This window comes from Parabacteroides sp. PFB2-10 (assembly GCF_029893085.1).
In the GTDB taxonomy this organism is placed as follows: domain Bacteria; phylum Bacteroidota; class Bacteroidia; order Bacteroidales; family Tannerellaceae; genus QVMG01.
Map to the genome: position 1 here is coordinate 55,711 of NZ_JARXWI010000007.1, position 16,057 is coordinate 71,767.

At 48.9% G+C, this 16,057-nt stretch carries 10 protein-coding genes; 6 read left to right on the plus strand and 4 right to left on the minus strand.

Annotated elements, in window-relative coordinates:
* Positions 1 to 2 precede the first annotated feature (2 nt).
* Both M2137_RS07935 and M2137_RS07940 read right to left on the minus strand, forming a co-directional pair.
* Complete coding sequence (locus tag M2137_RS07935) at positions 3 to 1,694, minus strand: alpha-amylase family glycosyl hydrolase (RefSeq protein WP_280765912.1); 1,692 nt, start codon at positions 1,692 to 1,694, stop codon at positions 3 to 5.
* On the minus strand, positions 1,678 to 2,538 hold the full coding sequence (locus M2137_RS07940; protein WP_280765913.1) for a patatin-like phospholipase family protein: 861 nt from the start codon (positions 2,536 to 2,538) through the stop codon (positions 1,678 to 1,680). The genes M2137_RS07935 and M2137_RS07940 overlap by 17 nt, the downstream gene beginning before the upstream one ends.
* 487 nt (positions 2,539 to 3,025) lie before the next feature.
* Here M2137_RS07940 and M2137_RS07945 point away from each other — a divergent pair, with 487 nt between their 5' ends.
* The 5 genes from M2137_RS07945 to M2137_RS07965 all read left to right on the plus strand — a co-directional run bounded on the left by M2137_RS07945 (position 3,026) and on the right by M2137_RS07965 (position 7,488).
* Complete coding sequence (locus M2137_RS07945) at positions 3,026 to 3,475, plus strand: ArgR family transcriptional regulator (RefSeq protein ID WP_280765914.1); 450 nt, start codon at positions 3,026 to 3,028, stop codon at positions 3,473 to 3,475.
* Positions 3,468 to 4,076: a GNAT family N-acetyltransferase gene (locus M2137_RS07950; RefSeq protein WP_280751500.1), complete on the plus strand. Its 609-nt coding sequence runs from the start codon at positions 3,468 to 3,470 to the stop codon at positions 4,074 to 4,076. The genes M2137_RS07945 and M2137_RS07950 overlap by 8 nt, the downstream gene beginning before the upstream one ends.
* A gap of 87 nt (positions 4,077 to 4,163) precedes the next feature.
* Positions 4,164 to 5,369 (plus strand): argininosuccinate synthase domain-containing protein, encoded by a 1,206-nt coding sequence (locus tag M2137_RS07955; RefSeq protein ID WP_280765915.1) that lies wholly within the window; start codon positions 4,164 to 4,166, stop codon positions 5,367 to 5,369.
* Positions 5,366 to 6,334: an N-acetyl-gamma-glutamyl-phosphate reductase gene (gene argC, locus M2137_RS07960; protein ID WP_280765916.1), complete on the plus strand. Its 969-nt coding sequence runs from the start codon at positions 5,366 to 5,368 to the stop codon at positions 6,332 to 6,334. Before M2137_RS07955 ends, argC begins: the two co-directional genes overlap by 4 nt.
* A gap of 32 nt (positions 6,335 to 6,366) precedes the next feature.
* Positions 6,367 to 7,488, plus strand: coding sequence for an aspartate aminotransferase family protein (locus tag M2137_RS07965; protein ID WP_280765917.1), 1,122 nt, complete (start codon positions 6,367 to 6,369; stop codon positions 7,486 to 7,488).
* Between the two features lie 120 nt (positions 7,489 to 7,608).
* Here M2137_RS07965 and M2137_RS07970 read toward each other — a convergent pair whose 3' ends face one another.
* Positions 7,609 to 8,430 (minus strand): tetratricopeptide repeat protein, encoded by an 822-nt coding sequence (locus M2137_RS07970; RefSeq protein ID WP_280765918.1) that lies wholly within the window; start codon positions 8,428 to 8,430, stop codon positions 7,609 to 7,611.
* Positions 8,431 to 8,512: 82 nt separating this feature from the next.
* A complete protein-coding gene (locus M2137_RS07975; RefSeq protein WP_280765919.1) occupies positions 8,513 to 14,149 on the minus strand; it encodes an alpha-2-macroglobulin family protein in 5,637 nt (1,878 codons plus the stop codon).
* Positions 14,150 to 14,826: 677 nt separating this feature from the next.
* Here M2137_RS07975 and M2137_RS07980 point away from each other — a divergent pair.
* A complete protein-coding gene (locus M2137_RS07980) occupies positions 14,827 to 16,038 on the plus strand; it encodes a hexokinase (protein WP_280765920.1) in 1,212 nt (403 codons plus the stop codon).
* Positions 16,039 to 16,057 lie beyond the last annotated feature (19 nt).

Here is a 16,057-nt window from a genome sequence, read left to right on the forward strand (position 1 = left end):
AATTAATAGGTAAATTTCAGGATCCGGCCGGAATAAGGAGGCAATACAACCTGATAGGGCCAGGCGTCGGTCAGTGTGCTGACAGAAGTTTGGCCGGTAACCAGATCCGTCAGGCGGGCCGCCTTATTGTCTTTTATGCCACATACCTGGAACGCGTTCTCCGGAATCCGCACCTTCACCGTTTGCTCGGCTTTGTCGAAGTTGGCCACCACCAGGATCACTTCGTTCTCATATTTACGCAAAAAGGCATATTGACGATGCGGATTGAAATAAGGATTCTTCAGGTTGGCATACATCAGGTCATGAAACAGGCCATTGGCGATGGCCGGCTCGGACAGAGCGATGTTTAATAACGCTTTATAGTTGTCGCGCAACTCTTTTTGTTCCTCTGTCAGTTGCCCACCATCCAGTTTTCCGTCGTTGATCCAGTTGCGCACGCTTTCCATGCTCCAATAATCAAAGATGGTCGTTCGCCCGTCGAGTCCGCTGAATCCCTCTTCGTCCATGCCGCGTTCACCCAGCTCCTGTCCGTTATAGACCATCACCGGATTGGTGTTCATCAATGAAGAAACCATCATGCCGGGAAATCCTTTCCGGGCATCGCCGGCGAAAAAGTCCGACGCGATGCGCTGTTCGTCGTGGTTCTCCAAGAAGTTGAGCATGCGGGATTGTATGCCGTCCAACGCCTGCCAGCAACCGGTGATTTGGCTTGCCGGTGCCTCGCCGGTGATCACCAATCGAAGTGTGTCGTACAGCCCCACTTTGTCATACAGATAATCAAACTGTCCCTGCTGCAGGTAGGCGTGGTATTCGGCCGGGTTATAGACTTCGGCGATAAACAACACATCGTATTGCGCCTTGACCTTCGGTATGACCCATTGCCAAAACGCCACAGGAACCATCTCCGCCATATCGCATCGGAAGGCATCGACTCCTTTCGACGCCCAGAACAACAATATATTCAACATCTTTTCCCAGGTGTTCGGCACAGGATCGAAGTGAGTCGTTCGCCCGTTCAGGTAGTCAATGCCATAGTTTAGTTTCACCGTTTCATACCAGTCATTCCGGCTGGGATTGGGAGAGAAGCAGTCGTTTCCCGTCACCTTGGCCGGAAATTCACCGTATTCGAAATCTTCCTGCTTCGCGCCAAAATGAAGCTCCAGGGTTTGTCCGGGAATATAGTAGAAGTTGTTATTGGGCGCAAAGCCTTTTGAGGTATCATCAGTCTGCCCTAAGTCTTCAATAAAAGGCACGCGGGCATCCGAATGGTACTGGCGTGCCACATGGTTGGGCACAAAATCGATGATCGCTTTCAGGCCGGCCGCATGGGTGCGTTGTAGCAATGCTTCGAACTCCTGCATCCTGCGCGTGACATCATCGGCCAAGGCTGGAGCGATATCATAATAATCCTTGATCGCATAAGGCGAACCGGCAGTTCCTTTGACCACCGCATTATGGTCTTTGGGTATGCCATAGGCCGTGAAATCCGATTTGGTCGCATGCTCAATCACGCCGGTGTACCAAATATGTGTCATCCCCAACGCCTTGATTTCCCCTAATACTTTTTCGGAGTATGCGGAGAGTTTCCCTACGCCGTTTTCCTCGATACTTCCATACCGGATGTCAGACTTTTGCAAATTCCCGAAAAGGCGGGGAAGCGTTTGGTATATAATGATTTTATTTGTTGCTTTCATTTTTTTCTTTTCCTTGGTTTAACTCCCGGCTTTTCTTTTTAACCGTACTGACTAATCGATCGAATGTGCTGTCCTGAATGAGTTCATCGAAGGCTCTGAGTGCTGTCTCATAGCCGATTTGCGCCACTCTGTCAACATTCTCCAGATCAAACATTTTTACATCATCAAAGGCTTCCGTCTCGATAAGCACATCACAAAGCTTACGGTCTTCCGTCGTATTCGCCCGAAACATATAATGATAAGAACGCTCGGCGATATAGAACAGTGTCTTTTTGTATTTCTGAGGCACAAGAGGACTGACATTAACCCCGATGAGCTTATCACATTCTTCGCGGATATTGGTCACCGGAAAATTCCGGAACAGCCCGCCATCGACATAGTGTATGCCATCGATTTCAACAGGACTGAATATAATAGGCACGCTACACGAGGCGGTCACGGCCTCTACGATGGGACCGGTTCGGAACTCATGGCTTATTCCATGATCCAGGTCCGTGGCTACCACTACCAAAGGAATAGGCAGATCTTCAAAGTTTTTAGCATGCAGATGGCGACGCAGAAATTGGGTGAGGCGGGAGTTGTCGAACAGGCCGGACATCGGAATCTGCATTTTGGCAAACTCGGAGAACTCTTTTCCGGAAAAAATATGTTGAATTTCCTCGGAGGAATAGCCATCCGCAAAAAGACATCCGGCTAATGCACCCGCGCTGGTGCCTGAGATGATATCCGGTTTTACGCCACATTCTTCCAATAAGCGGAAAACACCTACATGGGCAAACCCTTTCGCTCCTCCGCCGCTAAGCGCCAATCCGATTTTGTAAGGTTTTTGTTTTTTCTTTATCATAGCCCTGTACTCAATTATTGAAACAAAGATAATCAATACATCTTAAACCTCAAAAGCGAAAGATTGTTTTCGTGGAGTCTCTTTTTTAACCCTTCTGATCCGACAACTTATCCTACCGGTTTTTGTCAAACAACCCAAGTGACAACCTTATTAGGGAAGTGTTATCTATGATGTCAACTTTTATAGTAAACAGTGACAAAAAGTGACAACCAATTTCAGGATAAGTCATTTAACTGGGAGAATTCTATCGTCCATGGGCATCGACAGTACTGTCGATGCCCATGGACAGAACTGTCGAAGCGCATGGACAGAACTGTCGATGCCCATCGACGATAGAATTCTCCCTGTGACACGCCGAATAAGTCAGGGGAGATATCCCGGAAAAGATAGCGAATTTAACGTTCATTAAGAATGTATTTCCTGAATATATGAATATTTATTCAAATATATCGCTTATATTTGCGGCTTGTTTGCATAAATATGCAATATGAAGAGTAAAAAAGAACGATTAGAGGCGATACGTAGTTTGGTTCAAGCGGAGAAAATAGGCAGCCAGGAAGAGTTGCTTAACCGCTTGGAAACGTTGGGGTTCACCACGACGCAGGCCACGCTATCCCGGGACATCCGGCAGTTGAACATCGTAAAACTGGCCGATGGCGAGGGGAACTATGTGTATCGTTTACCTAATTATGCCGCTTTTATGGTGCCGGTACGCGAGACCGAAAAACATCCGAATATTGAGTTTTCGGGCAACCTGGCTGTAGTCAAGACGCGTCCGGGTTATGCGATGGGCATCGCCTCCGACATCGACCAGCATACGCCCCGGGAGATATTAGCCACCATTGCGGGCGACGATACGATATTGATCATTCCCCGCGAAGGCGTCAGCCGGACAGAGATTATAACAGCACTTAAAGGATACGTAGATAATGATTGAGACTACGGTGGAAAAAGATTTGGACATAGAAGTCATGGTGGCGGACGCTTCGCACGAAGTGTACGTCGATACCATCCTGGACACCATTGAAGCGGCGGCTGCCGTACGTGGTACCGGTATTGCGAAGCGCACACACGATTATGTAGCGCAGAAAATGAGAGAAGGCAAAGCCATTATTGCTTTGGCAGGTGATGAATTTGTAGGATTCACCTATATCGAGTCCTGGGGCAACAAACAATATGTGGCCACCTCGGGATTGATCGTCGTAGATAAATACCGTCATAAAGGGGTCGCCAAGCGCATCAAAGAGGCCTCGTTTACGCTGGCTCGCCTACGCTGGCCAAGGGCGAAGCTCTTCAGTCTGACCTCAGGCGGCGCGGTGATGAAGATGAATACCGAATTGGGTTATGCGCCGGTCACCTTTGCCGAACTGACCGACGACGAAGCCTTCTGGCGCGGATGTGAAGGGTGTGTGAACCATGATGTATTGGTACGCACCGGACGTAAGTATTGCATCTGCACGGCTATGCTGTTCGACCCGCAAGACCCGCACCGGGCACAACGGGAGGCTCGCTCAGGCAATCCGAGAGGGCAGCAATAAAGAAAAATGATACGAAATAATAACTAATTAAAAAAATTGCTATCTTCCCCCTCCCTTTTGGAGAGGCCGGAAGGGGCTCTAATAAACATGGAAAGAAAAAAAGTTGTTTTGGCATTCAGTGGTGGTTTGGATACCTCCTTCTGTGCCATGTATCTGTCGAAAGACAAAGGCTATGATGTGTATACAGCGCTGGCCAACACAGGCGGTTTTACCGAAGAAGAGTGTCGCGCGATCGAAGAACGTGCCTACCAACTGGGGGCGGTTAAACACGTGACCATCAATATCGAAGAAGAATATTACAAAAAGAGTATCAAATATATGGTCTACGGGAATGTGCTTCGCAATGGCACCTACCCTATTTCCGTTAGTTCCGAACGTATATTCCAGGCATTAGCCACGATCAACTACGCCAAAGAGATCGGCGCCGAGGCTGTGGCTCACGGTAGCACCGGAGCGGGCAACGACCAGGTGCGTTTCGACCTTACCTTCGAAGTATTGGCTCATGGCATCGAGATCATCACGCCGACCCGCGATATGAACCTCAGCCGTGAATACGAAATCAACTATTTGAAGGAGCATGGCTACGAGGCCGACTTTGTGAAGATGGAATACTCTATCAACAAAGGCTTGTGGGGAACCAGTGTAGGAGGCAAAGAAACTTTGCATTCCAACCAGACATTGCCCGATACGGCCTATCCTTCCCAACTGGAAGCAGAAGACGAGGTGGAAGAGGACATCTTCATTGACTTCGTGAAAGGAGAGATCGTTGGGGTGAACGGTGAAATGTTCGATAGCAAGGTAGACGCGATCCGCAAAGTGGAAGAATTGGGTAGCCGCTGGGCGATCGGCCGCGATATGCATGTGGGTGATACCATTATCGGTATCAAAGGACGCGTAGGCTTCGAAGCTGCCGGTCCACTGTTGATCATCAACGCACATAAGATGCTCGAAAAGCACACATTGACCAAATGGCAACAATACTGGAAAGAGCAGTTGGGCACCTGGTATGGTATGTTCCTGCATGAGGCACAGTATCTGGAACCGGTGATGCGCGATATGGAAGCCTTCCTGGAAAACTCACAGCGCAACGTAACGGGTCGTGTGATTATCACCCTGCGTCCGTATACCTACACGCTGGTGGGCGTGGAGAGCGATCACGATCTGATGAAGAGCGATTTCGGTGTCTACGGCGAAGAGCAGAAAGCCTGGACGGCCGATGATGTAAAAGGCTTTACCCGGATATTGGGTAACCAGATGAAGATATATTATAATGTAAACAAAGAGGAGCAATGATTAAAGTTGGGATCATCGGAGGAGCCGGTTATACGGCCGGTGAATTGATACGTTTATTGATCAATCACCCCGATGCAGAGATTGTATTTGTCCATAGTACCAGTAATGCGGGGAACAAAATCACCGAAGTACACAGTGGTTTGTTTGGCGAGACCGACATGGTGTTTACCAGTGAATTGTCATTCCATGAGGTAGACCTGTTGTTCCTCTGTTCCGCACATGGCGATTCCCGGAAATTCATGGAGAGCCACGTGTTGCCTGAGCGTGTGAAGGTGATCGACCTGAGCATGGATTATCGCCTGAAAGCGGAAGACAATCCGTTTATCTATGGCTTGCCGGAGTTGAACCGGCGTGCGATCTGCAAATCCCAATATGTGGCTAATCCGGGATGCTTTGCGACCTGTATTCAGTTAGCCGTGTTGCCTTTGGCCAAGCACCTGATGCTGAATTCGGAATTGCATGTCAATGCCATTACCGGATCGACGGGAGCGGGAGTGAAACCCACCTCGACCTCTCATTTCAGCTGGCGCAATGATAATATCTCTATCTACAAACCTTTTGCACATCAACACCTGCATGAGATCGATCAGAGCCTGCGCCAGTTGCAGAACAGCTTCCAAAGCAAGATCAACTTCATTCCGGTGCGCGGCAACTTCTCCCGCGGAATCTTTGCTACGACCTATATCGATTGCAAAGTAAGCCTGGAAGAGCTTCGTCGCATTTATGAAGAGTATTACGACGACCACTCGTTTACCTTCATCACCGATAAGAATCCTGATATGAAACAGGTGGTGAACACCAATAAATGCCTGATCCATCTGGAAAAACATGACGACAAATTATTGATTATCTCCATGATAGACAACCTACTGAAAGGCGCCAGCGGACAAGCCGTTCACAACATGAACCTCCTGTTCGGATTAGAAGAAAAGGTAGGGTTGCACTTAAAACCCTCGGGATTTTAAGCATAATTCATAATTCATAATTCATAATTAAAATGCAACTGTTCGACGTATACCCATTATTTAATATAGAAATTGTCCGGGGGCTGGGCTGTAAGGTCTGGGACTCGGAAGGGACTGAATATCTTGATTTGTATGGAGGCCATGCGGTGATCTCCGTGGGGCATAGCCATCCGGCGTATGTGAAGGCCATTACAGATCAGGTGAATAAATTGGGATTCTATTCCAATTCAGTGATTAACAGCCTGCAACAGACCTTAGCCGATAAATTAGGCAAGGCAAGCGGATACGATGATTATTCGCTCTTTCTGATCAACTCGGGTGCGGAAGCCAATGAAAATGCCCTAAAACTGGCCTCTTTCCATAACGGCAAGAAGCGGGTCTTAGCCTTTGAACATGCTTTCCATGGGCGCACATCGGCGGCTGTACGCGTAACTGATAATCCGAAAATCATTGCTCCGGTCAACGAAGACCTGGCGGTTTCCTATCTGCCGTTGAACGATAGTGTGGCTGTCGAGCAGGAATTACTGAAGGGCGACGTGTCGTCGGTGATTATTGAAGGGATCCAGGGCGTAGGAGGTATTCAATTGCCGACAGATGAGTTTATGCGTGAACTGCGTGCTTTATGTACCAAATACAATGCCTGCCTGATCCTCGATGAGATACAGTCGGGTTATGGCCGTTGCGGAAAGTTCTTTGCGCATCAATATGCCGGCATTCGTCCGGATCTGATTACGGTGGCCAAAGGGATCGGGAATGGATTTCCGGTGAGCGGTTTACTGATCAGTCCGATGTTCAAGCCGGTATATGGCATGCTGGGCACCACCTTTGGCGGGAACCATCTGGCCTGTGCGGCGGCTATCTCGGTATTGGATATTTTCGAAGAGGAAAACCTGATTGAAAATGCGGCCAAAGTGGGCGAATACCTAATGGAAGAGCTATTGCAACTCCCCGGCATCAAAGAGGTGCGCGGACGGGGATTGATGATCGGTATTGAGTTTGAAGAGTCAATCAAAGAGGTGCGTTCACGCCTGTTATTCGAAGAAAAAGTATTTACCGGTGTCGCCGGCACCAACACCATACGCTTGCTCCCTCCCCTCTGCCTGACAATGGAAGAGGCGGAAACGTTCTTGAAGAAGTTCAGGAAGTTGGTATAATATAGAGAAGTCAGGGAAGTTAAAGAAGTCAGAGAAGCAAGAAGTCACAATTTCATCCTTCTCTGACTTCTTACTTCTTTGACTTCTTACTTCTCTGACTTCTTTAACTTCTCTGACTTTTTACTTCTCTTCCACCAATAATTCTTTCAGCTTTTGCTGATCATAGCCCAGTTCGATGGCTTTGGTGAAATCGACCATGGCGGCTTCCTTTTCATACTGACCCAGTTTCGCTTTTCCACGGAGTACATGCAGGAAGGCGGAGGGTTGAGTTTCGATAAATAGCTTATTGATATCCGCCAAGGCACGGGCATATTTCCCCATTTGAATATAAAGGTCTGCCCGACCTTCATAGAGACTCCAGTCGCGTGGTGCTTTTTCGATCAGGTAATTATAGATTCGCTCACTATCGTCATAATTGCCCCGCATCTTTTCCAGGAGGGCATACCCCACACGTCCACGTATCGTCTTGTCATTGATCTCCAATATACGCTCGAAATCATCTTCGGCAGCCAGGTAGTTGCCCTCTTCCAGGTAAAGCAAACCGCGGAAATAATGCGCCTCTTCATTCAACGGTTGCAGTTCGAGAAGCACCGTATAGTCACCAATTGCCAGTTCTTTCTGCCCCAGATCCACATAGAGGCTGGCACGGTTTTCAAGCAAACCTACATTGTTCGGCACACGTGCCAACGCCGCCGTATACGAATGGAGGGCTGCTTCCGGTTTGCCTTGCATGCGCTGCACGGTTCCCAGATTGGTCAATAAAGCAAAGTTCCCCGGATTGGCCGGTTCCTCTTTCAACGCATTCTCCAGACATTCTTCCGCACAGGCAAGGTCATTCGCTTCCAGACAATCGAAGCTTTTATTCACCCATTCTTCGTAAGTCTGTGCATGCATCGCCCCCGTAGAGAAGATGCATATTATCATCATTGTCAATATTCGCATAGTATACCTATTTATTTGCCGGCAAATGTACATGAATTTTCCCGGAATCAACCTCCGCTTTCACGTTGTACAGGTCTTTATATCAATCTTTAACATCCAGCCTACTGCCTTCGGTATGCGACACAAACTCGGGTGCATACAAACATTGGATCGTCGTAATGCCAGCGGCGTAATTACCTGTCCGGGTCACATATACGGGATATTCGACCACAAAGGTGCCTTTCGGAAGCCTTTCGAAGAAGAGGTTTTCGGACACATCCTTCGGTGACTGATAGAACCATACGCCATCGCGCGAGCGACTACCCGAGAGTTGTGCAGCAGGCTCGAAACATCCCGCGCGCAGGTCCTTCAGATAAACATAATTCATTTCGCGATCCGTACGGATGGTCAGGCGAACAATCACCCTGTCCCCTACCCTCAGTTGGTGGTTATCCACCGGTCTGATCTGACGCTCCTTGCCGTTGTTGGTCTCCACAAAGAGTTTTTTCTCCACATTCAATACCCCTTTCTGGCCTTTCACCTGATCGACCGGTGCAAAATACTGACTGTAAACAGCACCCCAGGCCGGCGAACCGCCCTCTTTACGAACAATCAAGGCATCGGACAGGCCTGTCAACTCGGCTCCCGAGAGCGTCTCTTTCAGATAGCCTGTGGCAATCTCCCCGTCGGATGTCGTATAATTCTTCGTGCCCCACTGCACTGTAACCTTATTATCCGTACTCAACCAATCGCTTCCTGTCAACAAAATGGCGTGGATCGCATTCAGCGTTGCCGGAGTCGATTCCCAGTTTTGCGTCCGTTTCTCGTTCAACAACCATTGTTTCATATTGTCTGTCTCCACCTTGTTCGCATCGATTTCGTGGAATGCCAGCATCAACAGGCTATGGGTATCGATCGGAGAGGTGAAGAAACTGATACCGCGACGGTTATTCGCCCAGTACATACCCTGGGGTTCCGATACGGTGGCTGTCTTGCGCAACCAGGCAAGAATGGTTTGTGCTACCTCCTTCTTGCCATTACGATGCATGAGTAGCGCCACCTGTCCCTTCTCATAAAGGGATAGTTTTTCCCAGTTTTTCTCTGCCTGATTGGTATAGAAACGAATCGCTTCGCGGGCGCTTCCATCCTCCGGTATATCCCGGTAGCTGCTGCGCACATAGAGGAACTCGATGATATCCGATGTCGGAATAGCCTTTTCCCATTCTGTATCCTGTTTCTTCAGCCATTCATAGCTTTTAGCAATGCTCTTGTCCAAGTAACGCAAGGCACTTATCTGCATGCGCTTCTCCTGTTCGTTGTATTGCACGCTACCCATCTGAGTCAACGCGCTCATACCTTTCAATATGGAGAGTGTCATCGATCTGTTCGGCATAAAGCCTTTGAACCATCCCCAGCCGCCGTCTTCCATTTGCTGGTCGAGAAGCTGTTGCATCGCCTGCTGCCGCAGGTCGTTCGCCCGGTTGGTGTCAAACAGCAGAGCCAATCGTTGTTTACGTTCTGATTCATCCTCCGCCTCCATCACCCAAGGTGTCTCTTCCAACAGGATATTCTTCAGTTCTTCATTCTTCTCCAGGTTCGACAAAAGCGTTTCTACGTTTCCTCCTTGCGCCGTCCACTGGGCAATCACCTGCTGAATGCGCGGATGCGCCTGCGCGATAGAGGTTGCCAATGTATTGGTGTAATAAACAGCAAACCAGGAAAGAATATCGTCATTTTGCGGCGCTTGCAATGTTGACAAGGCCTGCACGGCATACCATACCGGATTGGCACTCACCTCCAGGGTCATGCGGAAAGGCGAGCTGCCTTTTGGTTGGTTGAGTTTCACCTGCTGCGGGTCGTTTTCTTTCAGGTAGAAAGGCTGGCTCTCCGTTACCAGGATGCGTCCGGGCAAGATAGGCAAGATATGTTGTTCGCCATCGCTTCCGGCATCCGCGTCGGCCATAATACGCACGCCTATCAGATCCATTCCGGAAGGAACATCCACTGTCCAATGGGCTTTCGCTTGCCCCTTGGCTGCCAGGCGAAACGATTGTTCGGCGGTATTCATTCCGTTGATCGGCTGATTGGTAGCCGGATCAAACCACTCCAGGCGCACTTTACCCTGCAACGCCTCCTCTGTTTGCGACAAAAGCTGCGTAGAAATGGTGATCTTATCGCCTTCACGCAGGAAGCGCGGCAACGACGGCAATACCATAAACGGCTTGGAAGTAATCACATTCTCAGTCATTTGCCCGTATTTCAAGTCTTTGGTATGGGCAATAGCCTGCAGTTTCCAGCTTGTATTGCTTTCGGGTATTGTGAAGCTAACGATCAGGTCGCCCGCTTCGTTGGTCAATAACGACGGGAAGAAGAAAGCCGTTTCGTTGAAGTTCGTACGCAGTTGGGGCAATGTTTCATTTTTGTTTTCGCTTCCACCTGTGGCACTTTCCGTAGTAGCTTGATCTTCCTTTGTGGCCGCATTATCCGAAACAGCGTACAACATATCGCCGGCATCCTCCATTTCCTTTCCGACCACCGACGACTTCATCTGAAGCCCCCTCCCGACCACAATTCTTTCGCCAGCACCATAACCCATATTCATAATACCCTGCCAGTCAATCCGGTCGAATTGCCAGCTATCCACCTTCACATGATTGGCTCTGGCTGATTTGCTCTGATAGGAGAAGTTGTGGCCAGTGCCCAAGGCAAAGCGGGGTGCCTGCAGATAGATATGGCGTTCGGGAGCAAAATACCACTCAAACGGCACGATCTGATCCAACGAGCTATCATACATACCCGCCAACACCTCTGCCGAAACAGCCAATGAGTCGCTGTCGGTGATACGGAATTTCCAGGTTTCCTGACTGCCCGGCAACAGACGATCACGGAATGTTTCCGGACGAATCGTTAGTTTCCGGTCGGGCAACGCGCGTTTGATCGGGATCTGCGTCACAAAGAGTTCCCCCTCCTTCAGGTAGGTCAGGCTGACCATCACCCCGTCGCCGTAGCTTTCCCGGAACGGCAGTTTGAAGGTTCTGTTTTCGTTATTAAGCACCAAACGCTCTTTTTGGATACGTTTGTTGTTTTGGAATACTTCATACAGTACGTATGCCGCTTCGCGAGATGTACCGAATGTCCATTCGGCTGTTTCGCCCGGCTGGCAAACTGTTTTCGTCTCGATCAGCCAGTTGTTGGTTACGATAGGCGGGCGTTTATCGTCTATGGCGTAGAGGACAAAGTCCTGTTCCGTTTCCACCATTCTGCCTTTACTGTCTTTTGCTTCCAACCGGATGCGGTAACGCCCCGAAGCCATCGCTGCAAACAGCGACGGATCGATCGCTTCCCCGGACTGGAAGTTGCCGCTGGCGGCTGTTATTCCTTCTTTGAAGGTGGTAGCCTTGTTTGTTTCTTCCTTTTCCTCCGTTAAAGCAACAAGGCGGAAGGTGCCTTTTGCCACGGCGGGTTCGCCATTGAGCAGTTGAGCCGTTACCTGTGCATTCGCCTTTTTCTTATCCACCTTATCGGCCAACCCAACGGAAAGCGTCATGCTGGCTTCGCCAACCGGGAAGCTATAGGCTGTCTCCTGTGTCTCTCCTTTGCTATCGGTCACCGTTGCAATGAGCTCAAAACGATAGAACTGCCGCCAGAAGTTCGTACTGCTTTCTGTTTTCTCCGGGCGGAAAGCGACTGAGAAACCACCATCTACACCTACACTTGTCACCCCCTGGGCTACCTGTTCTTCGCGGAATCCTCCCCGGTAGAGCCAGAAAGGACGGCGAACGATTCGCCAAGTCACCTCACCCTCCTGCAGAGCCACGCCCGAGAAGGTCTCCGCCTTTCCACGCAGCGTCACTTCATCACCAAAGGCCACCTCCTCTTTGATCGGTTCCACCTCCACTCGAAAGGTAGGACGTTTGTATTCTTCCACCCGGAACCAGGTAGAACCAACTCCCTCTACCAACAGGGTGAACGCTCCCGCCAACGCCTGTTTGGGCAGGGTGAACTCACCGTGGAAAGAGCCGAATGCATTGGTGCGTACCTTTTGCTGGCTGACCTCTTTGTCATTGGCATCACGCAAGGTCACTTTATATTCTTTGTTTGCCACAATCGTAGCTTGCTCTTTATTCAGTTGCCAGGCTATCCCTTTGTAGAACACATTCTGTCCCGGGCGATAGATGCCTCGGTCGGTAAACAACGAGAGGTTAGTCGTAGATGGTTCTGAACGATCCGCGCCATATTCCGGATAGAGCATGGTGAAGCGCGACGAGGTATCCTTGCCTGAAGTAGCCTGGAAGGCATAGATTTTATCATTTTTCGGGATAATAGCGACCCCTTCTTTATCGGTCTTCACGACACCCATCTCTTTCAGATCGCGTCGTTTATCGCCATAATAGGTCACCGATACCCCCTGAAGCGGCTTTCCGCTTTGCAGATCAAGTACCAATACCTCTTGCCCTCCGGCCTCGCTCCGACGCGTTACCGCTGCCAGATGGGTCACACTGACAGTATGCGAAACAGTCACATGCTCTTTCTCTGCCGAAAAAGAGAGGTCGTATATGCCGGTTTCCGGTAATTCGATCTGAAGCATCGTACTCTTCACACTATACGGATTGGATGCATCCAGGTCGAACGAGATCTTTTTATAGACCTCCCCTTTCTGCGAGTCTTTGTCGGAACGGTAGCCCGTCAACTCAATCGCCTTTGTTTGGCTCTTGTAGATCGTTACCGTTATCTTTTTCATATTGCGATAGGAAAAAGGAATCAGCATGGTCTCGCCCGGATAGGCCGTTTGTGGCACGACCGATGAGATATATGGTCTTGTCAGGTTATCTAAATAATTCTTTGCCAACCCGATCCGTTCATAGTGAGGAAAAAGCGCAACCGTTTCTTTTACCAATTCATATTGAAGAGCCATAAGGGAATCGCGGTTCTCGGTATACGCCTTGGCATATTCCCATTGTTCCACTTTCGCCATGCGCACCTCCACGGAGAAATCATCGTTCGCATATTTTTCGAGCAATTTATCTAATGCCTGCCCATAGGCCTGGCAGGCTGCTTCCGTCCGGTTCTGGTTGTATTGGAAAGCCAGGTAGTCGAGTTCGACCATCCATGTCGCCTGCCGGTTATTATCACTATGGCGGAATTGCAACCATTGTTGGTAGATCTCTTCCGACGGTCTTCGCTCTATCGCCCGCTGCATCAGAAAATCATACAGTGTCGGACGGAAAAACGGAGCGTCTTTCCCTTTCTCCATCATCTCGGCAAACAGCGTCGCCGGTGTCTTTTGCAAAACAGAAGCCGGCTGCAGGGATAGACGAATATGTTCTTTTATCTTTTCTTCAAACAGGTTACCGCTCCATTCGCGCATATCTTCCGGCTGGTATCCGGTGATAGCCGTGCGCTGATCGAAGCGCCAACGGTTGCGCATATAATAGTTATCATACATCTCCGCGGCCATCGAATGAAGCATCGCCTGTGAAGCTGCTCCCGGATGGGTAGCCAACAGGGTTTCTATTTCGCCGATCAGTTCCGGAAAACGATCTCCGTCTTTTTCCAGTTCATCCTTCATACGGCTGATCTGTTCTTTTAAAACCGAAGGGGATATCTCTTCATTATACACTATTTCCATGTTCGATTGGGGGGATTCTTTCGTTGATTGGGCAGACCCGCATCCGGTTGCTGTCATCAAAGACAGGTAACTCACTAATAATACGGCCGCCATACTTGCGCTCTTCTTCATATCACTTTTGTTTATACATGAAACAATCATCTTTCCTATATAGATACCATTTGAACGTAAAAGAATGTAAATTATTTGTTAATAAGAAGTAAAAGGGTGGAAAGGCAGGAAAGTTGAGGGTGAAACCCTCTCTTTCAAATAGAGGAAATTAGCGACATTCTGTCAGCCGCCTTCATCGTTCTGAAACCGCGAAAACTAAAAAACCAAGTGTAAGCAATAGCTACCCTTTTTGTAACTAAATGGGAGTCTTACACTTACAATCCGAATTGTTAAAAAGTGTTTCTCCCGGGAGTTTTTCTTCAAAGTCCCGGGATTTTGGCGAAATTCTCCCGCCGAAATATCAAAATGCTATTTTGTGTTTTTTAAAAGACGGGGGTTGTTTGTGTTTGGCAAAGCGTATGGTTGCGCCAAAATGGCAGAAGGCTTAGGGACTTTTTCAATTAGTTCGACCTCTTCGAGGCCGAGGAAAGATCTGTTCTCCTTTCCCCATGTTCCGCGATGCTTCACATGGGGTTTATCAACGTGATGCGTCTTCGACGCACACAATGAACAACCCTTAGAGGCGGTTATCCTCAAATAAAACACCCCCTCAAATTGTGTATTTGAAAAATACTTTGGATCTTTGGAGTTTCAAAGGATCCCTTGTTATACCATTATCTAATAATAAATAAATATTCATGAAGAAAAACATTTTTGAATTAAGCACCCAACAACTGAAAGAGATAGCAGAAGCGTTGCAACGCGAAGTAGAAAAAGGGTTAATAGAACCAAACTGTCAGATACAATGTCTTCCAACCTATATTTCTCCAAAAGCGCCGACCGATAAGGACAAAGCGGTCGTTCTCGATCTCGGAGGCACCAATTACCGGGTGGCAACTGTTGATTTTGCTGGCGGAACACCGACTGTCCATCCCGAGAACGGCTGGAAAAAGGATCTCTCCGTAATGAAAGCTCCGGGCTTCACCCAGGAGGATCTTTTCAAAGAACTGGCTGACCCGATTCTGGAGATCAAGCGGGAGCGAGAGATGCCGATCGGCTATTGCTTCTCTTATCCGGCAGACTCTATGCCTAATGGCGACGGAGTGTTGCTGCGCTGGACCAAAGGGGTGAATATCGATGAGATGATCGGCCAGCCTGTTGGTAAGCCATTACTGGATCACCTGAATGAAAAGAGTCCGGACGTGCCGTTTTCGGGCATCAAAGTGATTAATGATACGGTAGCCAGCCTTTTTGCCGGTTACGCAGGCGAACGGTTCGATGCTTATATCGGACTGATTGTGGGCACGGGTACCAATATGGCTACCTTTGTCGATTCGAAAAACATTGAGAAACTGGATGAGGCCAATAAAAACTTCGGCGCCATGCCAATCAACCTGGAATCGGGCAATTTCTTCCCGCCTCACCTGACGGCTATCGACAATACCGTGGATGCGCTCTCCGGCAACCGGGGCAATCAACGTTTTGAAAAGGCCATTTCCGGTATGTATCTGGGAGAAATACTGAAAGCGGTATTCCCGCTGGAAGAGTTTGAAAAGAAATTCGACGCGGAACGCCTGACCACGATGATCAGCTATCCCGACATCTATAAAGAAGATCATGTGCAGGTAGCCAACTGGATCTATATCCGTTCGGCCAAATTGGTGGCGGCTTCGTTGGCTGGTCTGATCAATGTATTGATTGCGCAGAATCCGAAAATCCGGAAAGTATGCCTAACTGCCGAAGGAAGTCTTTTCTGGAGCTCTATCCGTTTCGGACGCAACTACAAAGACATGGTACAGGAAGAATTGGTAGGCTTGTTGAGTGAGTTCGGACATACCGATATGTATATCCACATCGAACCGGTGGAAAACGCCAACCTGATCGGTACAGCTATTGCGGCTATCAGCTAACGCTTTCGTCCGCTATTTA

What these genes read in the sequence shown, in the direction of transcription:
- M2137_RS07935 (WP_280765912.1), bottom strand. Translation starts at nt 1,694, where the DNA reads ATGAAAGCAACAAATAAAATCATTATATACCAAACGCTTCCCCGCCTT.
- M2137_RS07940 (WP_280765913.1), bottom strand. Translation starts at nt 2,538, where the DNA reads ATGATAAAGAAAAAACAAAAACCTTACAAAATCGGATTGGCGCTTAGC.
- M2137_RS07945 (WP_280765914.1), top strand. Translation starts at nt 3,026, where the DNA reads ATGAAGAGTAAAAAAGAACGATTAGAGGCGATACGTAGTTTGGTTCAA.
- M2137_RS07950 (WP_280751500.1), top strand. Translation starts at nt 3,468, where the DNA reads ATGATTGAGACTACGGTGGAAAAAGATTTGGACATAGAAGTCATGGTG.
- M2137_RS07955 (WP_280765915.1), top strand. Translation starts at nt 4,164, where the DNA reads ATGGAAAGAAAAAAAGTTGTTTTGGCATTCAGTGGTGGTTTGGATACC.
- argC (WP_280765916.1), top strand. Translation starts at nt 5,366, where the DNA reads ATGATTAAAGTTGGGATCATCGGAGGAGCCGGTTATACGGCCGGTGAA.
- M2137_RS07965 (WP_280765917.1), top strand. Translation starts at nt 6,367, where the DNA reads ATGCAACTGTTCGACGTATACCCATTATTTAATATAGAAATTGTCCGG.
- M2137_RS07970 (WP_280765918.1), bottom strand. Translation starts at nt 8,430, where the DNA reads ATGCGAATATTGACAATGATGATAATATGCATCTTCTCTACGGGGGCG.
- M2137_RS07975 (WP_280765919.1), bottom strand. Translation starts at nt 14,149, where the DNA reads ATGAAGAAGAGCGCAAGTATGGCGGCCGTATTATTAGTGAGTTACCTG.
- M2137_RS07980 (WP_280765920.1), top strand. Translation starts at nt 14,827, where the DNA reads ATGAAGAAAAACATTTTTGAATTAAGCACCCAACAACTGAAAGAGATA.